This is a genomic window from Virgibacillus sp. LDC1 (assembly GCF_025792345.1).
In the GTDB taxonomy this organism is placed as follows: Bacteria; Bacillota; Bacilli; order Paenibacillales; family Paenibacillaceae; genus Paenibacillus_AQ; species Paenibacillus_AQ lautus.
Window position 1 is genome coordinate 528,053 of record NZ_JAOXLZ010000005.1, and the last position, 23,107, is coordinate 551,159.

General features: G+C 50.7%; 17 protein-coding genes. 13 read left to right on the forward strand and 4 right to left on the reverse strand.

Features of this window, described 5'->3' with window-relative positions; all coding sequences use genetic code 11:
• Positions 1–255: 255 nt before the first annotated feature.
• The 3 genes from OHJ21_RS26930 to OHJ21_RS26940 form a co-directional block, all read right to left on the reverse strand.
• A complete protein-coding gene (locus OHJ21_RS26930) occupies positions 256–3,732 on the reverse strand; it encodes a copper amine oxidase N-terminal domain-containing protein (RefSeq protein WP_486021626.1) in 3,477 nt (1,158 codons plus the stop codon).
• A gap of 175 nt (positions 3,733–3,907) precedes the next feature.
• Positions 3,908–4,873, reverse strand: a complete 966-nt coding sequence (locus tag OHJ21_RS26935) for a proline dehydrogenase family protein (RefSeq protein ID WP_100540667.1) — start codon at positions 4,871–4,873, stop codon at positions 3,908–3,910.
• A gap of 84 nt (positions 4,874–4,957) precedes the next feature.
• Positions 4,958–5,776, reverse strand: a complete 819-nt coding sequence (locus OHJ21_RS26940) for a helix-turn-helix domain-containing protein (protein ID WP_486021627.1) — start codon at positions 5,774–5,776, stop codon at positions 4,958–4,960.
• A gap of 127 nt (positions 5,777–5,903) precedes the next feature.
• Here OHJ21_RS26940 and OHJ21_RS26945 point away from each other — a divergent pair, with 127 nt between their 5' ends.
• From OHJ21_RS26945 to OHJ21_RS26980, 8 genes are all read left to right on the forward strand, one after another.
• Positions 5,904–6,221, forward strand: a complete 318-nt coding sequence (locus OHJ21_RS26945) for an ArsR/SmtB family transcription factor (RefSeq protein ID WP_100540668.1) — start codon at positions 5,904–5,906, stop codon at positions 6,219–6,221.
• A 63-nt stretch (positions 6,222–6,284) separates the two neighbouring features.
• Positions 6,285–6,767 (forward strand): SRPBCC family protein, encoded by a 483-nt coding sequence (locus tag OHJ21_RS26950; protein WP_326115463.1) that lies wholly within the window; start codon positions 6,285–6,287, stop codon positions 6,765–6,767.
• 129 nt (positions 6,768–6,896) lie between these two features.
• Positions 6,897–7,904, forward strand: a complete 1,008-nt coding sequence (locus tag OHJ21_RS26955; RefSeq protein ID WP_394058537.1) for a C45 family autoproteolytic acyltransferase/hydrolase — start codon at positions 6,897–6,899, stop codon at positions 7,902–7,904.
• Between the two features lie 2 nt (positions 7,905–7,906).
• Positions 7,907–8,506, forward strand: coding sequence for a hypothetical protein (locus tag OHJ21_RS26960; protein ID WP_243390954.1), 600 nt, complete (start codon positions 7,907–7,909; stop codon positions 8,504–8,506).
• A 395-nt stretch (positions 8,507–8,901) separates the two neighbouring features.
• Positions 8,902–9,603, forward strand: a complete 702-nt coding sequence (locus tag OHJ21_RS26965; RefSeq protein ID WP_326115459.1) for an ABC transporter ATP-binding protein — start codon at positions 8,902–8,904, stop codon at positions 9,601–9,603.
• A 13-nt stretch (positions 9,604–9,616) separates the two neighbouring features.
• Positions 9,617–12,934, forward strand: coding sequence for an FtsX-like permease family protein (locus OHJ21_RS26970; RefSeq protein ID WP_486021628.1), 3,318 nt, complete (start codon positions 9,617–9,619; stop codon positions 12,932–12,934).
• 280 nt (positions 12,935–13,214) lie between these two features.
• Positions 13,215–14,957: an ABC transporter ATP-binding protein gene (locus OHJ21_RS26975; protein WP_486021629.1), complete on the forward strand. Its 1,743-nt coding sequence runs from the start codon at positions 13,215–13,217 to the stop codon at positions 14,955–14,957.
• Positions 14,938–16,797, forward strand: a complete 1,860-nt coding sequence (locus OHJ21_RS26980; protein WP_486021630.1) for an ABC transporter ATP-binding protein — start codon at positions 14,938–14,940, stop codon at positions 16,795–16,797. The genes OHJ21_RS26975 and OHJ21_RS26980 overlap by 20 nt, the downstream gene beginning before the upstream one ends.
• A 139-nt stretch (positions 16,798–16,936) precedes the next feature.
• Here OHJ21_RS26980 and OHJ21_RS26985 read toward each other — a convergent pair whose 3' ends face one another.
• A complete protein-coding gene (locus OHJ21_RS26985; protein ID WP_326117187.1) occupies positions 16,937–18,328 on the reverse strand; it encodes an MFS transporter in 1,392 nt (463 codons plus the stop codon).
• Between the two features lie 118 nt (positions 18,329–18,446).
• Between OHJ21_RS26985 and OHJ21_RS26990 the strand changes: the two genes are divergently transcribed.
• The 5 genes from OHJ21_RS26990 (at position 18,447) to OHJ21_RS27010 (ending at position 22,957) form a co-directional block, all read left to right on the forward strand.
• Positions 18,447–19,358, forward strand: a complete 912-nt coding sequence (locus tag OHJ21_RS26990; RefSeq protein ID WP_100540676.1) for a LysR family transcriptional regulator — start codon at positions 18,447–18,449, stop codon at positions 19,356–19,358.
• A 423-nt stretch (positions 19,359–19,781) separates the two neighbouring features.
• A complete protein-coding gene (locus OHJ21_RS26995) occupies positions 19,782–20,558 on the forward strand; it encodes an ABC transporter permease (protein WP_100540677.1) in 777 nt (258 codons plus the stop codon).
• Positions 20,555–21,355 (forward strand): ABC transporter permease, encoded by an 801-nt coding sequence (locus OHJ21_RS27000; protein WP_100540678.1) that lies wholly within the window; start codon positions 20,555–20,557, stop codon positions 21,353–21,355. Before OHJ21_RS26995 ends, OHJ21_RS27000 begins: the two co-directional genes overlap by 4 nt.
• A gap of 15 nt (positions 21,356–21,370) precedes the next feature.
• A complete protein-coding gene (locus OHJ21_RS27005) occupies positions 21,371–22,357 on the forward strand; it encodes an ABC transporter ATP-binding protein (RefSeq protein WP_100540679.1) in 987 nt (328 codons plus the stop codon).
• 99 nt (positions 22,358–22,456) lie between these two features.
• On the forward strand, positions 22,457–22,957 hold the full coding sequence (locus OHJ21_RS27010) for a DUF3995 domain-containing protein (protein ID WP_100540680.1): 501 nt from the start codon (positions 22,457–22,459) through the stop codon (positions 22,955–22,957).
• Positions 22,958–23,107: the final 150 nt, after the last annotated feature.

A 23,107-nucleotide genomic window follows, 5' to 3' on the forward strand; every position in this document is an offset into this window, starting at 1 on the left:
GCGGATTTTAAGGGTAGACATTCACCTCCAATCGTTTATTGAAAGCGCTTTCTAATTTATAAATTATCATATTTCCCCATATATAACTACCCGGATAATTCATCCTAAAATCATGTGAAAATTAGTTATAAGATACAGGTAGTTCCAGAATGGGGCTTGATGGAGGAAGGGATAAAAAAAGAGCTGTGCCTCATGGTCAAATTTGACCGGAGGAACAGCTCTTTATGTTAGAGATGATTGATATGTTACCTTCGACTAAGGTTTTTTAATTAAAACAAGTGTTTTGGATGCTTCGGATAAAGGTGTTGCGGATGGAGCACTCGAAGCGATTTTCTTATCTTTGGACAGTACGGACAGGACATATACGGCGTAATCCGTATTGTCTTTAATGTCTTTACCGAAGGCATCTTTAGTAGGGATATCAATCAGGGTCGAGATATCTTTGCCATCGGGTTTTATTGTTGCGTTCTTATCCTCTTTGGCAGCGGCGTCCGCTGCTGCTTTAAGATTGAAGGTCTTGATGTTATCTTTCTCTACAAATAATAGGCGGTAAGCCGTAATGCTGCGCTCATCGATTGCCCTCTTGAAATCGACTTGAAGCTTCCCGCTTGCATCCAGCTTGGCTGTAACGCCCGTTGCTCGGGTCGGGTTCGGGATTTCGAACTCCGAAGAAGAATTGGAGATGTTGTTGTTGGTAGAAACTGTGCCATCAGCTACAGCAAGGATGTAAACTCTATATTTCGTACCAGTTACGATAGCTGCACCGTTCACGTCTGCTAAACCTGCGGACAATTTGTGCTCGATTCTGTTAGGAGATGGACCTACCTTCGTATACAAATGTTCTTTGGTGATTTTGTTGGCATCGTCTAATCCAAAACTCTGGTTAGCCGGTACCACCATGATTCGGTATTCTTTAACACTTCCTGATGAAGGATTGAATTTGACAACAATGTCGCTGCTGTTACCGTTGGTGCTTTCAATCCCGGCATACACATCCGAAGGAACCGTTACAGCGGTACCTGTAAGCTTAATCGGCGCAGATGGTGCCGACAGGGCACTGTTTATTGTACCATTGTTGCTTACGGACAATACGAATACTTGATAGTCCACCAAATTACGAATCGGCTGACCTTCGACGTCGTTTATTCCAGATCTCAGAACGTTATCGAAAATGCTGCCGACCGGTACACTATCGTAGTTGCCAGAACGTACACTATTAGCTTGATTTAAATTAAAGTTAGCAGCGTTGCCTTGTTTCACGACCATGATCCGATACTCTCTAATGTTGGTTTCATTGGCAGCCTTGGTAAACGATACTTTCAAGTCGCTTGCGTTATTATTGTCGCCTGCATCAGCAGCCGTAACGCCCTTTACCGCTTCTACCTGGGTCACGCCTTGAATGGTAACGGCATTAGAAACCGATGAAAGAGCATTGCTGTAATTCGAATAGCTGTTGCCTCTAGATAAGACGTACACGCGGTAGCTTGAACCTCTTTGAATGAGATCCCCATCGCTATCCCGGGTTGTGTTGGCCAAATCCCGAGTGATGGCGCCGCCGGTTTTGTTAACCGTGGTGTAATACGCGTTGTTGTAAGCTTGCGACACGTTCAGGCTTTTGTTTGATTTCACGACGAGAATCCGGTAATGATCGATGTAGCTTTCGCGATAAGCGGGACTGAAGGCGACTCTCAGATCGCTTCCGTTTCCGTTGTTGCCGTTCAGTGTCAAAGTTGGCGTAGAAACAGGGTTTACGTTCTGATTGTTGTTCCCAAGCGTAATGGATGCATAATCGGACAATGCACTGTTATTGCCCGAATATCCTACCGATAGGACATATACGCGATAGCTGACGCCATTGCGAATCAACTGTCCGTCGATATCGCGGCTGCCGGAATTCAGTACTTGCGTCATGTAATTGCTGCTGCTGTTGTTTTTGCTGATTTGCGTATAATAATAGCTGTTTAAGTTGGTTGCTCTGTACAGGTCAAAATAACTATCGGATGATTTTACGACGAATACCTGGTAATGGCTAATATTCGATTGATCGGACGGACGATAGAATGACACCTGCAGGTCACGTCCGTCATTGTAGTTGTTCACGTCGGTAACGGACAGACTGGTAACCGCGCCAACATTGTAGCTGGAACTCAAGATAATGGAGCTCGAAGGAGCAGACAGCACGTTGTTATTGGAGTTGTTGCTGTCCACGGCCATGACGAATACGCGATAGTATACGCCGTTGCGAATCGTTGCTCCATCCACGTCTCTAGCGCCCGATGACAGCGTCAGGTTAGTGATGTTGTTGCCGGTTTTGTTGACATGGGTATAGTAATTATAGCTGGAAGCTGTATTGGCTTTGCTTAAGTTGAAGCTGTTATAATTGCTGTCCTTTACGACAAAGACACGATAAGAGTGGATGTTGGATTCGTTGGAAACCTTGTTAAAGCTTACGCGAAGATCGCGGCCATCACCAGCATCACCGATATCCGTCACCTGCGTAATGAAAGGAACCGTTGAATTACCCGTGCTGAGGGTGATGGAAGACGAACCTGAAGACAGGTTGCTTGCAAGCACGCTCTCATTGCTGCTCACAGACTGGACGAACACGGTGTAAGCGACTCCGCTCCGGATGAGCTCGCCTGACGTATCGCGAGCGGAAGAACTCAGCGTCGTGGACAGCGTTGTATTCGTCGTACTGGTTTTGCTCACCGTCGTGTAATTTTGGCTTTGAACAGATTTGGCAGCCGCCAGATTAAACTTGGCAGCATCCTTCGTTTTTACCGCAAACACGCGATAGTTGGTTACATTGCTCTCATTCTGAGCACGCGTGAAGCTGACCTGCAGATCACGGCCATCGCCGTAGTCGCTCACATCGCTCGCTTTCACGTTGGTTGCTCCGTTCACCGAATTGGTGTTGGTCAGCGTCAATGACGGCGAAGCCGAGGAAAGGGCATATGTGCCACCTGTTTTGCTGACTGCCAATACGTAGGCTTTATAAGCCTGGTTATCGCGGATCGGGTCGTTATCAACATCTCTTGAGCCCGACGTGAGGGTCAGCGTCGGATCCGAGCCGGACGGGTACACCGATGTGTAAGCTGCGGAGGACACGCGCTGTGCCTCTGATTGGTTTAACGTCTTGGACTGCTTCACAATCAGCACGCGGTAATGTGAAATTAAAGATTCGGTCGACGATTTGGAGAAGCTGACCTGCAGATCGCGGCCGTCGCCGGCATTGCCGATGTCCCGAAGAGTCACATAATTCACCGGTACGATGCCGGTATTATTTCCGCCGCCGCCTGAATTGTTCGTTGTTTTGACGGTGACCGTTTTCGTTTTGGAATTCCAGCCGATTTTTTGGCCGAGGGCTTCACTTACAAAGCGTACCGGCACCATGGTATTGCCTTTTAAGTTTTTCGCTGGAACATCCAGCGCTACCGTCTTGTTATTGATGGTGGCCGTCTTGGAGTTGATTTTTAGAATGACGGTTGTGCCATCCTTGGTCGCTGTGACGGTTTTCGTTTTTTGATTCCATTTGACCGATGCATCCAAGGCTTCGAAAATGGATCTCATCGGAAGCATGACCCGTCCTTGAATCATGACAGGTGCTTGAGGCGTATACAGCTTGACGCCGTCAATCAAGACGCTGATGTTCACTGCCGCCTGTGCCTGCGATTGGAATGTCATGGGGATTAACAGTATAGCTGCTAGCAAGGCAGTCCATATTCTTTTCACACACTCAACCTCCTGGAATTTAGCTTTGTTATTATTTTCCTCTACAATATGACGCATTGGCATGGAATAAAGTTTCAACTATAACATCGGCAATCCGAAAATATTTTTTAGTACCTGATCATAAATAAGGGAAGAAACAGCGAGTATTCGCCGTCTCTTCCCTAACTGATGTTGATCAATATTGTTTAATTGTGTCGGTGCCGCCTAGGATCGACCGGGTCACTGCATCATATATATTCGGCGGGTACTCGGCGATGCGGTGGCATAAGTAAAGGAACCATTCTTCACCATAAGTTAGATAAATTCGAGTAGGAAAGCCGTCATCTTTTAATTGTCTGGACAGGTCCGGACGTATGCCGTACAGCATTTCAATCTCGACAGCCGATTCGCGATACGTTTCGTTGCTTGTGATATGCCGCAGGATCGTTTCATCATGGGTGGCGACCGATACTTGCCTGCCTGCTTGAATGCATAAATCGACCAGTTGAATATACCTTGAAGTCAGGGCCTCGGAACGGGGAATATAGTCCCCCTCTTGTTCTTGATAGGCGCCTTTTACGATGCGGATCGTGCCGGAGCGGTAGGTAAGAATCCTTTCGAGATCTTCCAGGGTCCGGGGAAGCTGGGCTTGCAGCGTGATGCCGACATTCGTGAATCGGACCGATATTTTTCTGTGAAGTGCAAGGATGGCATCCGTTTTGGCCGATTCCTCCATGCTGATGACCAGCTCCAATCCAGCTTTCTCGGCTTCGCCAGCCAGCCCATGAAGATGCCGATATGCCAAATCCTCGTCTACCGATAATCCGATATGGGAAAGATCGAGCGAAACTCGGGTTCCCGGCCTGCCATTCGAACTGGCCTCAATTAACCGGGAGAACTCCAGGAAGGCCCGTGTACATTCCGTTTCGGTCAAGGTGTTCTCCCCGATATATTCCAGCGAAGTCCGGTAACCTTTTGTATTTAGTAAATCTCGGCATAACAAACCTTGTTCCAGCACGTCGCCTGTGACAAAACGCTGAGCTGCACGCAGCAGTATGGGGTACAATTCGGCGGATTGCTGGACATATTGTTTGAGTTGGATATGACGTGCGACAGACTTTAAAGCATCGGCAAAAGCCAGTTCCGATAATGAATCGTTCATGTTTAAAACACCTCGCATAATTTTGATCTTCCGTGATTCTATCAACGTTTAAGCGAGGCGGTCTTGTATAAAATTGCGGTTTGTTTACGATGACGCGGCTTTTGCATACCGAAGAGGCGTTGTGCCAACGCAGCCGGAAAAAGCTCTAGTGAAATGGCTTTGATCGTAAAACCCGGAATCCGAAGCAACGTCGGCGATGGCTTTTCCTTGTAGCAGCTGCTCTTTCGCGTAATTGATGCGCAATAAATTCTGGTAGGCGTGGGGTGCAAGATGATAGGTTTCCGCAAACAAACGGATCAGATGGAATTTGCTGATTCCGGAGATGTCCTGCAGAATATTTAGTGTAATGCGATCTTTGAAATGATCGTCCAAATACTGCTTCACTCGCAGAATAGCCGGGGATGTATGAACGTTGCCACTTGATGCCCAAGCGGCTTCCTCTTGAAGGAGGCCCGTCTCCCTCATTAATGCCATAAGCATGGACTCCACTTCCAGGGGAGTGGCATTTTGCTGAAGCAGTGTCCTGCAGGAACGGATCAGATGCCGGGACCGTTCGTTTTGATATTTCGGATGCAGGATGGGCATATGGGGTTGATGGGAATCATGATCCGAAGGGGTTTGACCAAGCCAACGGGGATGGATAAAAATCATCGTATACTTCCAGTCGGCGGGATTCTCGGGATGGCAAGCGTGAGGGAGCAGCGGCGGAAAATAAACCATTTGCCCCTGTGCAGCCTCGAACCGTTTCCCAGCCGACCATATGCGGGTGGCTCCCTTTTCAATGAGGCCAATGGAAATTTCTTCGTGAAAATGCTTTTTATATGAAAGATTGTCTACAGTATCGCATCGTTTGATTTCGAGAAACGGTAGGTCAGGGTCACGCAAAAAAATAATATCGGTCATTTCCGTCATTCCTTTCCTTCAACCATCCATAGATTCATTATAAGGAAGGCGTTATGGTTGTTCAAAGATCGCGTCTGCCTTTGTATATAACTTTACGGAAATATAACTGTATAGTAATATAATAAATATGTTGAACGATAACCTTTTTGAAGTATTGGCAGAACCGAACCGCAGGACGATATTGGACTACCTGCGCGTGAAAGAATGCACGGTGGGCGAGATGGTGGATCTCATGCAACTCAGTCAACCAGGCGTGTCCAAACATTTACGCATCTTGAGGGAGGCTGGTCTGGTCTCGCTGCGGAAAGAAGCACAAAGGCATGTGTACAGCCTGAATGCCAAGCCTCTGGAGGAGATCCACGACTGGCTGATGCCCTACCGGCAGTTCTGGACGAACAAGCTGGATCATCTGGAGAGGCTGCTGGATGAGGATGAAACTCCTTAAGCATCGTTTTGTAGTTTGATTTGGAAGATCCATTGAGTAAAACAATTCTAAGGAGTGGGAAAAATGCTGGCTGTTGTACAGCAAGACGAGTTTGGAACGACCGTTCGATTTGAACGCCGTCTGAAGCATTCGGTTGAGAAGGTATGGTCCTATCTGACGGATAACGACAAGCTGACGCAGTGGTTCTCGGAGCTTAAGGTGGAAGATTTGCGCCAAGGCGGGAGAATGACATTTGACATGCAGGACGGAACGTTCGAAGAATTTGAAATTACGGATTATCGAGAGTTATCGGTATTGGAATACACGTGGGGAGAGGACCGGGTGCGTTTTGAGCTGCATCCAGAGGCCGAAGGGTGTCGTCTTGTGCTGATCGAGACGATAACCAACATTACGGATCATACACCGAAGGATATTGCCGGTTGGGACGTATGTCTGGACGTCATTGAAGCACTGCTGGAGGGCAGGACGCTGGAATCGCGCAAGGATGCCTGGTCCGAAAAATACGAGCAATACGTGCAAGTATTTGAACACTTGCCCCGCGCATAACAATCTGCTTCGACCCAGTATGTAAACATGCCGGATCGGAGCTTTTTTATTGGAAGATGGATGAAATGCATCTATAATCGGGTTAGGGATATATTCCCATATGGAAACCGCTTGGGTGGAGGGGTTAAAATGCCGGATTACACGGTACACATCTTGCAGCTTAGGGAAGATAACTATCATAACGGGCTAAAACTGGGTCGCCGTCTGCGAAATCAACCGATATTAAAAGCATTCGAAGCGATCACCAAGTCGGAGATCGACACGGAACAATTGAAGAGCATTTATAATGAGTTTGCCCCGCAGCTGCTATCGGAGCTTGAAGGACTGGCGGAAGGCTTGGAAATGCCGCTTCCCAAAGCGGCGGCTCTCCTAGGGGGATACGACGTTCCGAAGATTGCGGCCATGGGCTGTTCGGCGATGATTACCCCTTCGTATTACGTAAGAAATTACGATTTTTCGCCTGCGTTTTACGATGGTTATTTTACTATGGCTCAAGCCGATCAAGGCTTAGCGAGCGCAGGCTATAATTTGCAGGCGCTGGGCCGGCACGACGGGGTAAATGAAAAAGGGCTCGCTGCCGGGCTGCATTTTGTTAGCTTTGACGGATACCAGACGGGTCTGTCACCATGGATCAGCGTTCGGATGATATTGGAATCATGTGCTACCGTAGAAGAAGCGTCTTACATGCTGCGCCATATACCCCATGCGGCTTGTTATAACTTTTCAATCGGGGATGCAGGGGGGAACACGGGCGTTGTGGAAGCAAGCCCGGATCAAGTGATCACCCGTGCTGGTGAGGAGGCGGCAATCGCCTGCGTTAACCATTATGAAGCGTTGACGGGTAAAAACAGGCCTTCCATCGAGCATTCCCTTCGGCGTAAACGTTACATCGATAGCCTGGATGCTGAACAGTTAACCCAAACCGAGGCTTTCGGTTTATTTAAGGAGCATAAGTCCCCGTTATTTTTTACGGATTACGACGATTTGTTCGGAACGCTGCATACCTTTTCGTACTCCTTCGAAGAAGGAAGAGTCATGACTTCGCTTGCTCAAGGCAGCGTGCTTGATTTCTCGTTCAGGGATTGGGCCCGGGGCCATGATATCCAGGAAGCGGCGTTGACAGGGCATATCGATTGAGGATGAACGGGGTATTTAAAGCCCGTAAAGCAGGGCTAACGATGGGCGTAGTCGCGTTATTGTTATGTATCATGCTGCCTGGCGCAGGGAAAGTCCATGAGGAAATAACGCTCCATAACGAGATCAATTCCCCTTTTTTGTACCGGATCATCATGTCATTTGGCATGTCCAAAGACGATGTTGACAGCCAATTCGGCAAACCGGACATCGTAAGAAAAGAACAGGATTATACGTATGAAATACGCGAAATGGCGGATGGCAGCAAACTGGTTTCGTTCTTTCATCCCCAAGGAGGTTATCTCCTGGATCAGTGGCGGCTTAGCCGCCTGCCGGAACGGAGCGAGTTTGAAGCATTGGTTCCAGGAGAAACGCATGCTCTTGACGTCAAACGGATTGACCCCTATTTTAAGCTTATGACCGATCAGACTCAAGAAACAGCAACAAGCGAACATCGTCTCCGGGATTCCGGATTAGCCACGATTCAATACAAGAAGTCGAGAGACAGATGGATCGTGGATTCGATCCAGTACATGGACCAGGACCCTTCGGGATTTGTATCCAAGTTGCGTGCGGAGGACCGGGCAGCCTTCTGGACTTCGTAAGCTGCTCGACAATTTGAATAAAACCATCAGTGAAGCGCTTCTTCCCAGATGAAGAAGTGCTTTTTTTGTGCTGCTTGGCTATTTCGAATTTGGAACATTCTGTGACATCGTCATCGCTGGGAATGCAACGTTTTCTTTAGCCGATTTGTTTATGCTACACTTGTTCACAGGACGATTTCGTTGAATGAACGTAAGAAAATAAGGAGTCTAACAACGGAGAATGCACAAATGCATGCGAGACATAGCCTCATGGCTACGACAGATGCCGAAGGGTATCCATATAAGCGGTGAACAGCCCTACGGCTATAGCGCAGGATAAGCCGCTTTGGGGCTACAAAAAGATTACAAACCGATTCAAGCCGAAATTGCAACCATGAGTTGGGAGTGGAGTAAACATGGCTTTTGTGAGCATGAAGGATGAATATAAGCGCTACCGGATGGGAGAGACCACCATTGTAGCCAATGATGGAATCAACCTGGAGATCGAACAAGGCGAGTTTGCGATCATTGTCGGTCCTAGCGGCGCAGGCAAATCCACGGTGCTGAATATATTGGGCGGCATGGATACCGCGGATGAGGGACAAGTGCTGGTGGATGGAACGGATATTGCCAGGTTTAACAGCAAGGAGTTGACCGGCTATCGGCGCAATGACGTCGGCTTTGTGTTTCAATTCTATAATCTGGTTCCCAATCTGACGACAAAAGAGAATGTGGAACTGGCTTCGCAGATTTCTCCCCGGGCTTTGGACGCGGAGCAAGTGTTGCGGGATGTCGGCCTGGGTAATCGTCTGAACAATTTTCCTGCACAGCTCTCCGGCGGGGAACAGCAGCGGGTAGCGATTGCCAGAGCGCTCGCCAAGCAGCCGAAGCTGCTTCTCTGCGATGAACCTACGGGTGCGCTTGATTACCATACGGGGAAACAGGTGCTGAAGCTGCTCCAAGACACCTGCCGCCATACCGGAACGACGGTTATCGTCATTACGCATAATTCTGCCCTGACGCCGATGGCGGATCGGGTCATTGAGATCAACAATGCCAAGGTTCGGAACACGGTTTTGAATCCGAACCCCGTTTCTGTGGACAACATCGAGTGGTAGGGAGATACATATCATGAAGAAAAGAGCGTTGTGGACTGATATTTTCCGGGAAATATCGCGGACAAAAGCGCGGTTTCTGTCCATTTTTGCCATCATTATGCTCGGCGTCGGTTTTTTTGCGGGGATCAAAGCCACAGGTCCTGATATGCTGGATACAGCGGATCATTACTATAGCGACTTAAAGCTGATGGATCTTAAGGTTCAGTCCACCTTGGGTCTCGAACAAAGCGATATAGAAAAGCTGAAGCAGGTTGCCGACGTGGATGTGGTCCAGCCCGGCTACAGCTCGGACGTTTTCCTCGGTGACAGCGGCCGGATCGCGAAGATACTCTCCTATGACCCAGGAAATAATCTGAATCAATATGTGCTCACAGAAGGCCGAATGCCGGAAGCCGCGGGTGAAATCGTCATCGACGCGGGAGACCGCGGAAACGAATTTAAACTGGGGGATCAGATTACCTTCACCAATCCGGACCACGGAGTCAACCTCAAGACAACATTTGATCACCTCACATACACGGTCGTGGGGAGGGCGAAGAGCCCGCTGTTCATCAGCAGCATGAGTCGGGGAACGAGCGGCATCGGCAAAGGGACGGCGGATGTGTTCGCCGTTATACCGGAGAAGGATTTTAAACTATCTGTATATACGGAAGCGTACCTGACCTTCCAAGACACCGCTGGATTAGCTCCTTATACGCCTGAGTATGACGAGAAGATCCAACGGCATAAGGAAGCGTTAGAACTGGCACTGGAGACTATGCCGCAGGAGCGGCTGGCAGAGATTCGTGCCAACGGTCAGAAGAAGCTGGATGAGGCCGTGGACAAGATCGAGGATGCCAAGAAACAGCTGGCCGATGCGGAGCAAGAGTTAATGGAAGCGAAGATCAAGCTGAATGAAGGCGAGCAATCCTACCGCGATGGCGTGAATAAACTTCAAACCGAACTGGCACAGGGACAAGCCAAGCTGGATTCCGCGGCAAAAAAACTTGCGCAAGGCAGAGCGGAGCTGAAGCGGAATCAGCAGCAGTTGGAGCAAGGACAGTCCCAGCTTAAGACGGGTCAAAGTCAACTGGATCAACAGAAGTCGGAGCTTGCGCCAAAGCTGGCACAAGGGCAGCAATTGGCGAAGGCACTGCAGCAAATCTCAGGTTTAGATCCGGAGAGCATACCGGAAGAGCAGAGGCAAGAGCTGCTCTCGGCAGCTCAGGCGGCAGATCCGAAACTAGGAGCAGCCACTGCGGGTTTCATGGAAGGCGCACTGGACGGCACGGCTCTGCAACAGGCTGCTTCTGCGTTCCAAAGCGGTATAAACGAAGCTTCGCTGCAGCTGGATCACGCTCAGCAGAAGCTGGATGCAAGCCGAGCAGAGCTGAAAGAAGGACGGGCCAAGCTTCGGGAAGCCGAGCGTCAGCTTGTGCAGGGGGAAGCTTCGTTGAAGCAAGGAACAGAAGAGCTTGCAACTGCCATACAGGCAGGGGAAGCCAAGCTCGCGGATGCCAAAGCGGAACTTATCCAAGGGCGGGAGGAATACCAGGAAGGTCTAAAGAAATTTAATGAAGAAAAAGTAAAGGCTGAGCGGGAGATCGCCGATGGCGAGAAGGAAGTGGCAGAGGGACAGAAGGAGCTGGATCAGCTTGAGCTGCCCAAAGTCTACGTCATGGACCGCAGCGTCAATCCAGGGTATACCGAGTACAGCGATAATGCCGACCGCTTATCTTCCATTGCAACGGCATTCCCGGTATTCTTTTTCCTGATCGCCGCCCTCGTCAGCCTGACAACGATGACCCGGATGGTCGAGGAGCAGCGGCTGCAGATCGGAACCTTGAAAGCCCTCGGATACAGCAACCGGGATGTGATGAAAAAATTCCTGGTCTATTCGACGCTGGCCAGTGTTGCGGCTTCGGCAGCCGGGCTGGCTATCGGCTTCACCTTGTTTCCCGCCATTATCTATGATGCTTACGGCGCTTTATATAATCTGCCGGATGTGAGAACCCGCTTTTATCTCAGCTACAGCATCATCTCGATTGTTGTGGCTGTGCTCTGTACGACCATGACGGCTTATGTGGCCACGCGGGTGGAGCTTCGAAGCAATGCTTCGGTCCTGATGCGTCCCAGGGCGCCCAAGAACGGATCGCGCATATGGCTGGAGCGGGTTCCTTGGGTGTGGAACCGGCTCGGCTTTATTGGAAAAGTAACCGCCCGCAATCTGTTCCGCTACAAGCAGCGGATGTTTATGACCGTCTGCGGCGTTGCCGGTTGCACGGCCCTGATTCTGACCGGTTTCGGTCTCAAGGATTCCATCGGGGATATCGCGCCGCTGCAATACGGAAAGATTATGCAGCATCAGGCGACGGTTGTATTTCAAGATGATAACGGCGATAGCGGCATGCTGGAGGATTATAACAAGCGCATTGCGGATACGCCGGAGATTACGGGGATTATGAATGTGACCCAAGAGGCAATGACTGCGGCCGCCCCAGGGGTGAACGCCCAGGATGTAAGTTTGTTCGTGCCCCAATCACCGAAGGAGATCGATTCGTTCATCGTCCTGAAATTTCGTGAGCAGGAGCAGAAGCTGTCACTGACGGATGACGGCGCGATCATTACCGAGAAGCTGGCCAAGCTGTTTGATCTTGAGATTGGCAGCACATTCACCGTTCAGAACAGCGACAATGAACCCTTTGAAATGCGCGTAGCCGGGATAACGGAGAACTACGCCATGCACTACGTCTATATGACGCCGGTATATTACGAAGAGATTTTTGATGCAGCGCCGGAAGTGAACAGCCAATTGCTGGCGTATGACCACAACGGTCACGATCCGGAGTGGGAGGACCGGCTTGGAGAATCGTTAACCGCAAGCGAACGGGTGGCGATGGTCAGCTTCACGAGCGGAGTAAGCGATGCCTTCAGTGATACGATGGACAGCATGAACGTCGTGGTCGTTGTCCTGATTATATCTGCTGCGGCACTTGCGTTTGTCGTGCTGTACAATCTGACGAATATTAACGTATCCGAGCGGATACGGGAGCTGTCAACGATCAAGGTGCTTGGCTTCTATGATAAGGAAGTAACCATGTACATTTATCGCGAAAATATGATTCTGACCGTGCTGGGGATCATAGCGGGCTGTTTGGGAGGCGTGTTCCTGCATCGGTTCGTGCTCCTGACCGCGGAAGTGGATGCGATGATGTTCAGTCCCACCATCCATGGAATCAGTTACGGCTATGCGGCACTGCTGACGCTGTTGTTCTCGGCCATTGTCATGACCTCCATGCATTACAAACTGAAGCGGATTGATATGATTGAAGCGCTGAAATCGGTAGAATAGCTATATATTTCAACGAGAGAGCCCTATTCGAGAGGAGACGATCCTGAAGAGTAGGCTCTCTTTGTCATTTCCGTTGTACAGCTCCCGATACAGGCCAGAAGCTGCGGTTTGGAATGTGATTTCCCGTGATATTTTTTAATCAGCCGGTAAGTTCTAGGAGAAAATATATTATAATAGACATATCCAGCTCTTGTACGAACCAATATTGCTACTACATGAAGACCAGTGGGTAATTGATGTTTAGAACATGAAAAAGGTCTTCAGCCTCGGAGGAATGCATATGGGAATGGTCTTCTCGATTTTGAAAAAGTACCGCGTGGCAGCGATTGCGGCACTGGTCATGATGCTGATTGAGCTCACTGTCGAGCTGATTCAGCCGCTGCTCATCTCTAAAATCATTGACGACGGCATTCAGAAACAGGATTTGTCCGTCGTATGGATGTGGGGCGCCGTTTTAACTGGAAGCGCTATTATTGCCTTTATAGCCGGGATATCCAGCTCTTTTTTTGCGGCGCATACGAGTCAGGGACTCGGCTATGATCTGCGTGATCAGCTGTATGAAAAGGTGCAGTCCTTCTCCTATTCGATATTTAACCGGTTTGCTACCTCATCATTGATTACTAGACTTACGGGTGACGTCACCCAGATTCAGGATACGGTGTTCATGGGCTTGCGGTTTATGACGCGCGTTCCGCTAGTCGTGCTAGGAAGCATTATCATGGCATTGGTAGTGAATGTGAAGCTGGGCTTGCTGCTTGTCCTTACCGTGCCGTTATTGTTTATTTTTATCGCTTGGATTATGAAGCGGGCAGCGGATGCATTCCGCCATGTACAGCAGCGATTGGATGCGGTGAACGGTGTCATTCAGGAGAATTTGACAGGGATCCGGTTGATTCGCGTATTCGTTCGCATGGGTCACGAGATTGAGCGCTTTGGCCGTACCTCGGGCAAGCTGATGAGCACCACCGTCTCGACCTTGCGATTAACGGAGACAACGATGCCGTTTATTCTGCTCATCATGAATGCCGGGATCATGGCGGTCCTGTGGTTTGGCCGCAAAGACATCGCGTCCGGCAGTGCCAGCGTCGGCGAAGTGGTTGCCGTAGTCAATTATTCCCTGCGCTGTATTGGTGCCATGTCCGCCCTGTCCTGGGTTGTCGTTGCCTTCTCCCGGGGACGCGCTTCCGCCCAGCGGACGCAGGAGGTGCTAAAGACCGAAGAGGAGGCAGCAAGCGCGGGGAAGGATAAAAATAAAAAGGTTGACATTCAAGGGGGCGTGAAGTTCGAGCAAGTGAGCTTCAGTTACCCGGGCAGCGACATCGACGTGCTGACGGATATTTCCTTTGAAGCGAGCCCCGGAGAGCGGATCGCGATTATGGGAGCGACAGGTTCCGGCAAATCTTCGTTAGTACAGCTGATTCCACGGCTTTACGAGGAAGAGAAGGGGACAGTGCGCATAGACGGAATGGATGCCGGATCGATTGATGAGGTGAATCTGCGCAGCAGCATCGGCTATGTGCCTCAGGAAGTGCTGCTCTTCTCCGGTACGGTCCGTGAGAACATTGCCTGGGGACGCGAGGATGCTTCCATGGAAGAAATTAAAGAAGCGGCGCGCAGAGCCCAAATCCATGATACCATCGAGCATTTGCCTAACGGCTATGACACGATGCTGGGTCAGCGCGGGGTCAACTTATCCGGCGGACAGAAGCAGCGCTTGTCCATTGCAAGGGCGCTCGTGCGAAAACCCGCCATCCTCATTCTGGACGACAGCACCAGTGCTCTTGACGTCCGAACGGAGGGCGCTCTGCTGGATGCCCTGAAGGATTTGTCCTGCACGACGTTTTTGATCACGCAGAAGATCAGCTCGACCACTTCGGCCGATTTGATTCTGCTGCTGGACGATGGGCGTTTGATAGGAAAGGGGAATCATGATGCTTTGATGGAAAGCTCCGCTCTGTATCGACGCATCTATGAATCCCAGTACGGAGAGGAGGCACAGCAGCATGCTCAAGGCATTCACTGAACCGTTTCGTCATCCAAAACCGAAGCTCGATCTTGGCAAGAATAAGGATGGCGGCCAGGGCGGCAAGCCAAAAGCCAAGGCCAAAAACTGGTCGGGCACCCTCTCCAGAATATGGGCTTATCTCGCCCGCCGCAAAGGCAAGCTCGCACTCGTGCTGCTGATGGTGATGATCAGCTCGGGCCTGGCGCTGCTCGGTCCCTATCTGCTCGGCGTCGGGGTGGACAGATTTCTGGATGATGTAAGAAATCCCGACAGCTCCATCGACTCGGCCTGGCTGTACTTTCTGGTTGGACTGGCCGTCGTCTATGTCCTTCAGGCCGTGACCACCTGGCTGCACAACGTCTGGATGATCGGCATCGCGCAAGAGACCGTGTACCGGATGCGGATGGATCTGTTCACGCATCTGCACCGGCTACCGATTCCGTTCTACGGCAAGCGCCAGCAGGGCGAAATCATGAGCCGCCTGACGAATGATATCGAGAACGTGAGCTCAACGCTGAACAGCTCGGCTATCCAAATCTTCTCGAGCGTGCTGACTTTAATCGGCACGGTAACCGTCATGTTATGGCTTAGTCCGCTGCTTACGCTGCTGACGTTCCTGGTTGTGCCTCTAATGATGATGGGGATGCGCTGGATTACCCGGCGAACCGGTCCTTTGTTCAAAGAGCGGCAACGCAACCTTGGGGATCTGAACGGTTATATTGAAGAAACGCTGTCGGGGCAGCGGATTATTAAGGCTTTTTCCCAGGAGGAACGGGTGGTCCGCGAATTCGATGAGCGCAATCAACGGATTCGTCTGTCAGGCTTCTGGGCGCAGAGCATTTCGGGCTTCATTCCGAAGCTGATGAACGGGCTCAATAATTTGAGCTTTGCGATCGTAGCGGGCATTGGCGGTATTATGGCGATCCAGGGACATATTACGATCGGCGTCATCATTATCTTCGAGAGTTATGCACGACAGTTTACGAGGCCGCTGAACGATCTGGCCAACCAGTGGAATACGCTGCTGTCTGCCATTGCGGGTGCGGAACGCGTATTCGAAGTGCTGGATGAAGAGGTTGAAGCGAAGGATGAAGGAGCCGCCGTCACGCTGAACAGCGTGGAGGGTGCGGTGAAGTTCGACAACGTCTCGTTTTCTTATGAGAAAGACGGGGACACGCTGGAAGGAATCAGCTTTGAAGCGAAACCCGGCGAGATGATTGCGCTGGTCGGTCCGACCGGTGCAGGGAAGACCACCTTAATTCAGCTGCTCTCCCGGTTTTACGATCCGGACAGTGGAAGCATTACCCTCGACGGGCGGGATATTTCTTCGATTCGCAGGGAGAGCCTTCGCTCACAGATGGCTTTCGTGCTGCAGGATTCCTTCCTCTTCCAGGGCACGATCCGTGAGAATATCCGCTTCGGACGGCTGGATGCCACCGATGAGGAAGTGGAAGAAGCCGCAAAACTGGCTAATGCCCACTCGTTCATCGTGCGGATGAAGGACGGTTACGACAAACTGCTCAAGCCTGACGGCAGCGGCATTAGCCAAGGCCAGAAACAGCTGCTTGCGATCGCGAGGGCGATTCTGGCGAACCCTTCCATGCTGGTGCTGGATGAAGCGACAAGCAGCATCGATACCGTAACGGAAATCAAAATCCAGGAAGGATTGCAGCGGTTGATGAAAGGGCGGACGAGCTTCGTCATTGCCCACCGTCTAAACACGATCCGCTCGGCGGACCGCATCCTTGTGCTGAAGGATGGGCGCCTGCTGGAGCAAGGCTCCCATGATGAACTGCTGAAGCAGGGAGGATTCTATAGCGACTTGTATAACAGCCAGCTGAAACGGGCGGCTATGTAACATGTCATTGGAATTGGATTATGCATTAAAATAGAATCAAAACCACCGGAGAGGCTTGAAGAAGCCGATTGTTACTCCGGTGGTTTTTCTATTGATGTTGTTAACATTAGATTTTGTGTGACAACCTGTTGTTCACACCTCACTTCGAGCCTGTTGTTTGAACCTGCAGCTTACGCTGCCCTGCTCTGCCAAATTGCAGCAAGAACAGCAGAAGAACTCCACCTTGTAAGGCACACAGGATGATATAAATGTTGCTGTAGGTGGAGGCTCCCTGGAACAAGTTCAGCGGATTCCAGGAGCTGCCGGCGCCGAGATCGACGGCTTTGCCGTATACCCCTGTCGCGATCGCGCCGGACAGGAAGTTAAGGAGAGAGAATAATCCCATGCCGACGCCGGTTTGCTCTTTGGGCAGCGACAAGGAAATCGTTTTGGAGAGTGAGATTTGCATAAACATTTGCCCAACATTGCCGAAGATCAGAAACAGTGCAATGAAGAATGGCGATATGCCCGCGAAGGTGGACAACAGGGCGAAACAGAGCAGAAGCAGGGTAGAAGCCATATAGAATAGATAACGGGTTCCCTTGGTATCCGCAAGCTTGCCGCCTCTACCGCCAAGCATGGCCGTAACGACGGCTCCCGGCACCATAACAAATCCGATCCATCCCGGAGCTAAACCGTTAATATCCGCCAACAGCTGCGGAGTCAGAAAGGGCAGGGCGTAACCGACACTCACGATGAATATGCCGAGCACAAGTCCGACCGAGTAGCTTTTGTTGCTGAATATACGGGGCTGAACAAAAGGTTCTTTAGCCGATCGAATGCGCAGGAGGAATAATAGGAACAGTATGAAGCTGCCTAAGCCATATATCCAGCCTCCCTGCGTCACCGCAAGGAGCAGCAGCGCGACCGTCCCTGCCAGAAGACCGCCGCCGAGCCAATCGATCCGTCCGCCCTGGCCTTGCTCATTGCCCAAATATTTACGGTACAGAGGCAAGGTGACGAGGATCAACAGCGGGATGCAGAAGAGCCATCTCCAGTGGAACACGCTGACGATCAAAGCCGAGACCACCGGTCCAATGGCGCTTCCGATAGCGAGTCCGGTTGCGGTTATGCCGAGCGCGCGGCCCCGGCTTTCCGCAGGGAAGTAACGGACCGGAATGATCATGGCGGTTGCCGGAATGACGGCAGCCCCCGCAGCCTGGAGGATCCGGCCCAGCAGGACCATCCAGTAGGTTTGTGCCGATAACCCTGTAATGGAACCGACAAAGAAGAGAAGCAAACCGAAAGTGAGCAGATTTTTGAGCTTATAGGTGTCAGCCAATTTTCCATATATGACAGAGCCTATGGCATATATCAGCATGTAGACCGAAGATACCCAACTGACCTGGGCAAAGGAAAGCTGGAATTGCTTGCTGATTTCCGGAAGCACGATATTAAACATCGTTGCGCTCATTGATGAGAGAATCATCGTAAAAGCCAGAATGCGTATTAATTTTTCAGCCGATGGCGGTTGTTGCTGATGTTCGTTCATGATATTTCCCCCTTTCCTTTGGTTACGATTTATTCTACAATCGATAGTTAATAAATAAAAATATATATTATGACATGCATTCATATACTTTAGGTTATCAATAAAGGAGGAAGTTACCGTGGAACTGCTTCAGCTGCATTATTTTCAGACGGTGGCCAGAATGGAGCACATGACCAAAGCTGCAAAGGAGCTTCGAATCGCTCAGCCTGCGCTCAGCAAGACGATTGCCCGGCTGGAGGAAGATTTGGGCGTCCAGCTGTTTGATCGGCAGAATCGGCAAATCAAACTCAATTCATTCGGGAAAGCTTTTTTGAAAAGCGTAGATACGGCATTATCGGCCATTGAGGAAGGCAAGAGAGAGGTGTCGGATCTGGCAGGGATGGAGCGGGGGAGCATTCGCGTTGCAACGACGGCGTTAAGCCGGTTGTCCAAGGCGCTGGGTGCCTTCCGCACACGGTATCCTGATGTGAATTTCCGCATTGTCCAGATTGCGCCCGACTCGATGATGGAGATGGTTCAAATGTTGGAAAACGGTGAGGTCGATCTATGCTTTACCGCAGCGGCATTGGACGAAGACAACATTCAGGAGATCCCGGTTCTCCAGGCCGAGGTGTTCCTGGCGGTGCCTCACGAACATCCATTGGCGGGACGGACCAGCATATCCCTTCAAGAAGTGGCGGGAGAAGCGTTCATCGAATACAAAGCAGGCCATCCTTTTCGAAAAATGAACGAGGAGTTCTGCCGATTGGCGGGAATTAACCGTGACGTCGTCTGTGAAGTGGATGAACCGGCAGCTTTGGGGAGTCTCGTATCGGCCGGACTTGGAGCCGCATTTGTACCCGGGTGCAAAGGGGACGAAAAGCCGCCCTACGCGATGGTGCGCATCGAGAAGCCTTCCTGTTACCGCACCTTTACCGTAGCTTGGCTGGAGCGGCGATATTTGTCCAGGGCCGCGAAGGAATTCCAGTCCTTCCTGATAGAGTATTTCGGCGAGTTTCAGGAGCCGATGAAGCATAGGGACGTGATCTGACAAGTCACGTCTTTTTCCTGTCCGGGCCCATCCCCTTTTACATAAGCCGAGCCTCCCATACATACAGATTTACGATAATCCCTTCACGCAGAAACTGATGACCTACAAGCTGAAGCCGGGATAGGTAACGATGCTTTCGAAGAGCCGGTTTCACTGGATTTTGACGCTGAGCAACAAAGTCATGATGATGCCTGAGAATTTCATTTCGCGACAACGAAGTCTTCAAACTCCTAGGCGGTTTGTTTCGAAACCGGCCCGGGTGGAGAAGACTTCTTTTTGTATGCCGGCTGGCCCGCACGATTTACCTTCCGAAAAAATCCTTGCCTGAAATGGAACGTTCTGGTATGCTATTGTCCTTCTCTCATTTTCGCCTTGTCTGAAGTGGATGGGTCCGCCATCTAAAATGCTTATCGGAGGTGCTTCATGCTTTATTTCACATTGGCTTCCAAAGCCTATGCCCGCAATTTGCAGTACCGCGGCGCCCACATGGTGCACAATATCGCCAGCGCGATGTTCGGCTTCATGTATGCCTGTATCTGGATCGGTCTCGGTGCAGACTACGCGCTCGGAGAATACGGAACGCAGGGAATGGTCGGTTATATCGCCTTTACGCAAGCTGCGCTCTGGGTTTCCAGTTTCGTCACGAATGGCCTCGGCATTCCCCAAGCCGTGCGAACCGGCCATATCTCTCTGGATTTGATGCGTCCCGTTCACTTGTTCAGTCATTTGATGGCCAAGGAATGGGGGCAAATCGCCTACCAATTCGTTTACAAATCGATCCCGATCTACTTGGTGTATTACTTTGCCTTCTCGCTGAATGTACCCGGAAAAGCATCTACCTTCCTCTATGTTGCCATGGCGCTCGCAGGTGCCGCCTATTTATCGATCTGCATCAACTATCTCATCGGCGCATCCGCATTATGGACAACGGAATCGTCTTGGTTGTATTGGGGCAACCACGCGATGATCAATCTTCTTGCCGGCTTCTTTATTCCGATAGAATGGCTGCCGGGTTGGCTTCAGACGATGGCTTGGTGGTCGCCGTATCCTTATCTGCTCTATGTGCCGACCCGAATCTATCTGGGTTTTGATGACATTTCCTATCTATGGGGCACACTCCTATGGTGCGTGCTGCTCACGCTGGCCAGCCTGCTGGCTACAGGCTTCCTAAGACGGAAAGTGGAGGTGCAGGGAGGATGACCACAAGATCCTGGCTATCTCTGTACGCGCTGCTGATCCGAACCAGCATCAAAAGCCGCATGCAGTACAAATTCAATTTCATATTGGCTTCGTTCCTCGCCGCATTGATTCAAATTTCCGAATTTCTGATGGTTGCTATCGTGCTCTACAAGTTTGGGGCCATACAGGGATGGTCCATGCATGAAATCGGGTATTTGTTTGCCGTTATGACCTTATCGAAGACGCTCTACCGGACGTTTGCGGATGAAGTGCATCATCTTGAACACTACTTGGTTAACGGTGAGCTTGATCAGCTGCTGACCCGTCCCATGCCGGTACTGCTGGCACTCATGCCGCAGAAATTCCGGATTATGCTGGGGGAAGTGCTGCAGGGCGGTTTTCTGCTCGGGTGGTCGCTGCATGGCATGATGGCGGCAGGTCAGGTGGGATGGAGCGCGATACCGCAATCGCTGTACATTATCGTCACGGGGGCGGTCATCCTGTTCTCGATCGGCCTCGCGACGGCAACGTTCGGTTTTTGGACGACCCGGATCACCGAGCTTCAAAACATTACGGAGGACGCGGCCCGGACGGCAGCCCAGTACCCGCTCACGCTCTATCCCAAATGGATGTCATCGATCCTGCTGATCGTGGTCCCGGTCGGTTTAGTCAATTACATCCCGTCATTATACATACTGCGGGGCGAGCTCGGAGCCTGGGTGCTGCCTGCATTGGCTGGAGCGGCTCTGTTATGCCTTTTCTTAAGTCTGAAATTCTGGCAATTTGGTTTAACCAAGTATCAAAGTACAGGGAGCTAAAGGAGGAACGCGTCAATGATTGAAGTCCACAACATTCGCAAGGAGTTCAAAACGCCGGTTGTGAAGGAGGGGCGCTTCTCCGGGCTGCGAACCCTGTTTACGCGAGAATACCGGACGAAGGAAGCCGTGAAGGGAATCAGCTTTCAAGTGGGGCAGGGGGAATTTGTCGGTTACATCGGACCGAACGGGGCGGGCAAATCCACCACCATCAAAATGCTGACCGGCATTCTCCACCCGACCTCGGGTCACGTATCGATCGGAGGCATGAATCCGCACAAGGAACGGCGCAGCGTCGTGAACAACCTGGGCGTCGTTTTCGGTCAACGGAGCCAGCTGTGGTGGGATTTGCCGGTGAAGGATTCCTACGATATTTTGGCTAAAATGTACTGTGTGGATCAGGCGGACAAGGAGCGCAGACTCGAACAGTTTGCCGAGTTGCTGGATTTACAGGCGTTCTGGGAAACGCCTGTGCGCAAGCTGTCGCTCGGACAGCGCATGCGCGCCGACCTCGCGGCCGCGATGCTGCATGACCCGGACGTGCTGTTCCTGGATGAGCCGACGATCGGCCTGGACGTGAACGCCAAACGGAACATCCGTCATTTTCTCAAGCTAATCAATGAGCAATTCGGCAAGACCATACTGCTCACGACGCATGACATGGATGATATCGAACAGCTGTGCAACCGCGTGATGGTCATTAACAACGGCGAGCTGTCTTATGATGGAACGGTAAAGTCTTTACGGGACACCATTGGGCTGCCCACCGTAATTACGGTCACTTTCCGCGGTCCTTTTGTCATTCCCGATCAATCTTTACGCGAAGACGGTCTTTCCGTCCCGATCCGGGTGACAAGCGCGCTGGACAACACCGTCACTATAGAGGTGAACCGCCGCGAGATGAACACGCTTGATATTTTTAAAGAGCTGGGCCGCTGGGGCGAGCTGGATGATATCGATATGGAAGATCCCGATTTTGAGGATGTGATTCATAAGGTCTATTGAACAGAGTCAAAAGTGAGTTTCGCATATTTAATCTAAACTTAAACTTCAAGTCACCTTAATGCTCTTTTCGTTAAGTATGATGAGCTTGAGGTGAATGATATGAATAATTCAAGAATGAAGAAAGCCGGGTATGCGGCTTGCATTGCCGCCGTTCTGTATGGCCTCCCCCATTACTGGTGGGGACTTGGCATCGGGTTTGCATTCCCGGGGGATTTCCAGGAAGCACCTGATGAATTTTGGACGCATGTGATCGGTTACTGGGGGATGGGTACCCTGGCCTTATTGGCAGCTGTATTCGCGCTTGCGTTCGCCAGGCCGTGGGGGTTACGCTTACCGAAATGGATGTTAACGATTCCAGCTGCAATTGGCTCTGTTTTGTTGTCATTATGGGGATTTATCTACTTCGTTCTGCAGTATTTGTTAGCGGTTGGCCGCGTTCAGTCTGCCCCCATGTATGCCACTCAAGATGCAAGTCCTATGGCGGTGTGGGGATACTTCTGGTACGCACTCTTTCTGATCTGGGGAATTTCACTGGGGATTGCAGCATACGATGCTGGAAAAGTACGTAAGCAGAATAAATCAAATGATTTCACTAAATAACGCATGTAAACTTTTTGATTGGACATTTTTGGTAACCTTGTACAATATAATAGGATACACACCTAAAGAGGAGCCAGCAGGGTTCCTCTTTAATTTGGGTGCAAATGGACATAGAGGAAGTGTAATATAGAGATGAGAGGATGGAGTCCT

What these genes read in the sequence shown, in the direction of transcription:
- OHJ21_RS26935 (WP_100540667.1), bottom strand. Translation starts at nt 4,873, where the DNA reads ATGAACGATTCATTATCGGAACTGGCTTTTGCCGATGCTTTAAAGTCT.
- OHJ21_RS26940 (WP_486021627.1), bottom strand. Translation starts at nt 5,776, where the DNA reads ATGACCGATATTATTTTTTTGCGTGACCCTGACCTACCGTTTCTCGAA.
- OHJ21_RS26945 (WP_100540668.1), top strand. Translation starts at nt 5,904, where the DNA reads ATGTTGAACGATAACCTTTTTGAAGTATTGGCAGAACCGAACCGCAGG.
- OHJ21_RS26950 (WP_326115463.1), top strand. Translation starts at nt 6,285, where the DNA reads ATGCTGGCTGTTGTACAGCAAGACGAGTTTGGAACGACCGTTCGATTT.
- OHJ21_RS26955 (WP_394058537.1), top strand. Translation starts at nt 6,897, where the DNA reads ATGCCGGATTACACGGTACACATCTTGCAGCTTAGGGAAGATAACTAT.
- OHJ21_RS26960 (WP_243390954.1), top strand. Translation starts at nt 7,907, where the DNA reads ATGAACGGGGTATTTAAAGCCCGTAAAGCAGGGCTAACGATGGGCGTA.
- OHJ21_RS26965 (WP_326115459.1), top strand. Translation starts at nt 8,902, where the DNA reads ATGGCTTTTGTGAGCATGAAGGATGAATATAAGCGCTACCGGATGGGA.
- OHJ21_RS26970 (WP_486021628.1), top strand. Translation starts at nt 9,617, where the DNA reads ATGAAGAAAAGAGCGTTGTGGACTGATATTTTCCGGGAAATATCGCGG.
- OHJ21_RS26975 (WP_486021629.1), top strand. Translation starts at nt 13,215, where the DNA reads ATGGGAATGGTCTTCTCGATTTTGAAAAAGTACCGCGTGGCAGCGATT.
- OHJ21_RS26980 (WP_486021630.1), top strand. Translation starts at nt 14,938, where the DNA reads ATGCTCAAGGCATTCACTGAACCGTTTCGTCATCCAAAACCGAAGCTC.
- OHJ21_RS26985 (WP_326117187.1), bottom strand. Translation starts at nt 18,328, where the DNA reads ATGAACGAACATCAGCAACAACCGCCATCGGCTGAAAAATTAATACGC.
- OHJ21_RS26995 (WP_100540677.1), top strand. Translation starts at nt 19,782, where the DNA reads ATGCTTTATTTCACATTGGCTTCCAAAGCCTATGCCCGCAATTTGCAG.
- OHJ21_RS27000 (WP_100540678.1), top strand. Translation starts at nt 20,555, where the DNA reads ATGACCACAAGATCCTGGCTATCTCTGTACGCGCTGCTGATCCGAACC.
- OHJ21_RS27005 (WP_100540679.1), top strand. Translation starts at nt 21,371, where the DNA reads ATGATTGAAGTCCACAACATTCGCAAGGAGTTCAAAACGCCGGTTGTG.
- OHJ21_RS27010 (WP_100540680.1), top strand. Translation starts at nt 22,457, where the DNA reads ATGAATAATTCAAGAATGAAGAAAGCCGGGTATGCGGCTTGCATTGCC.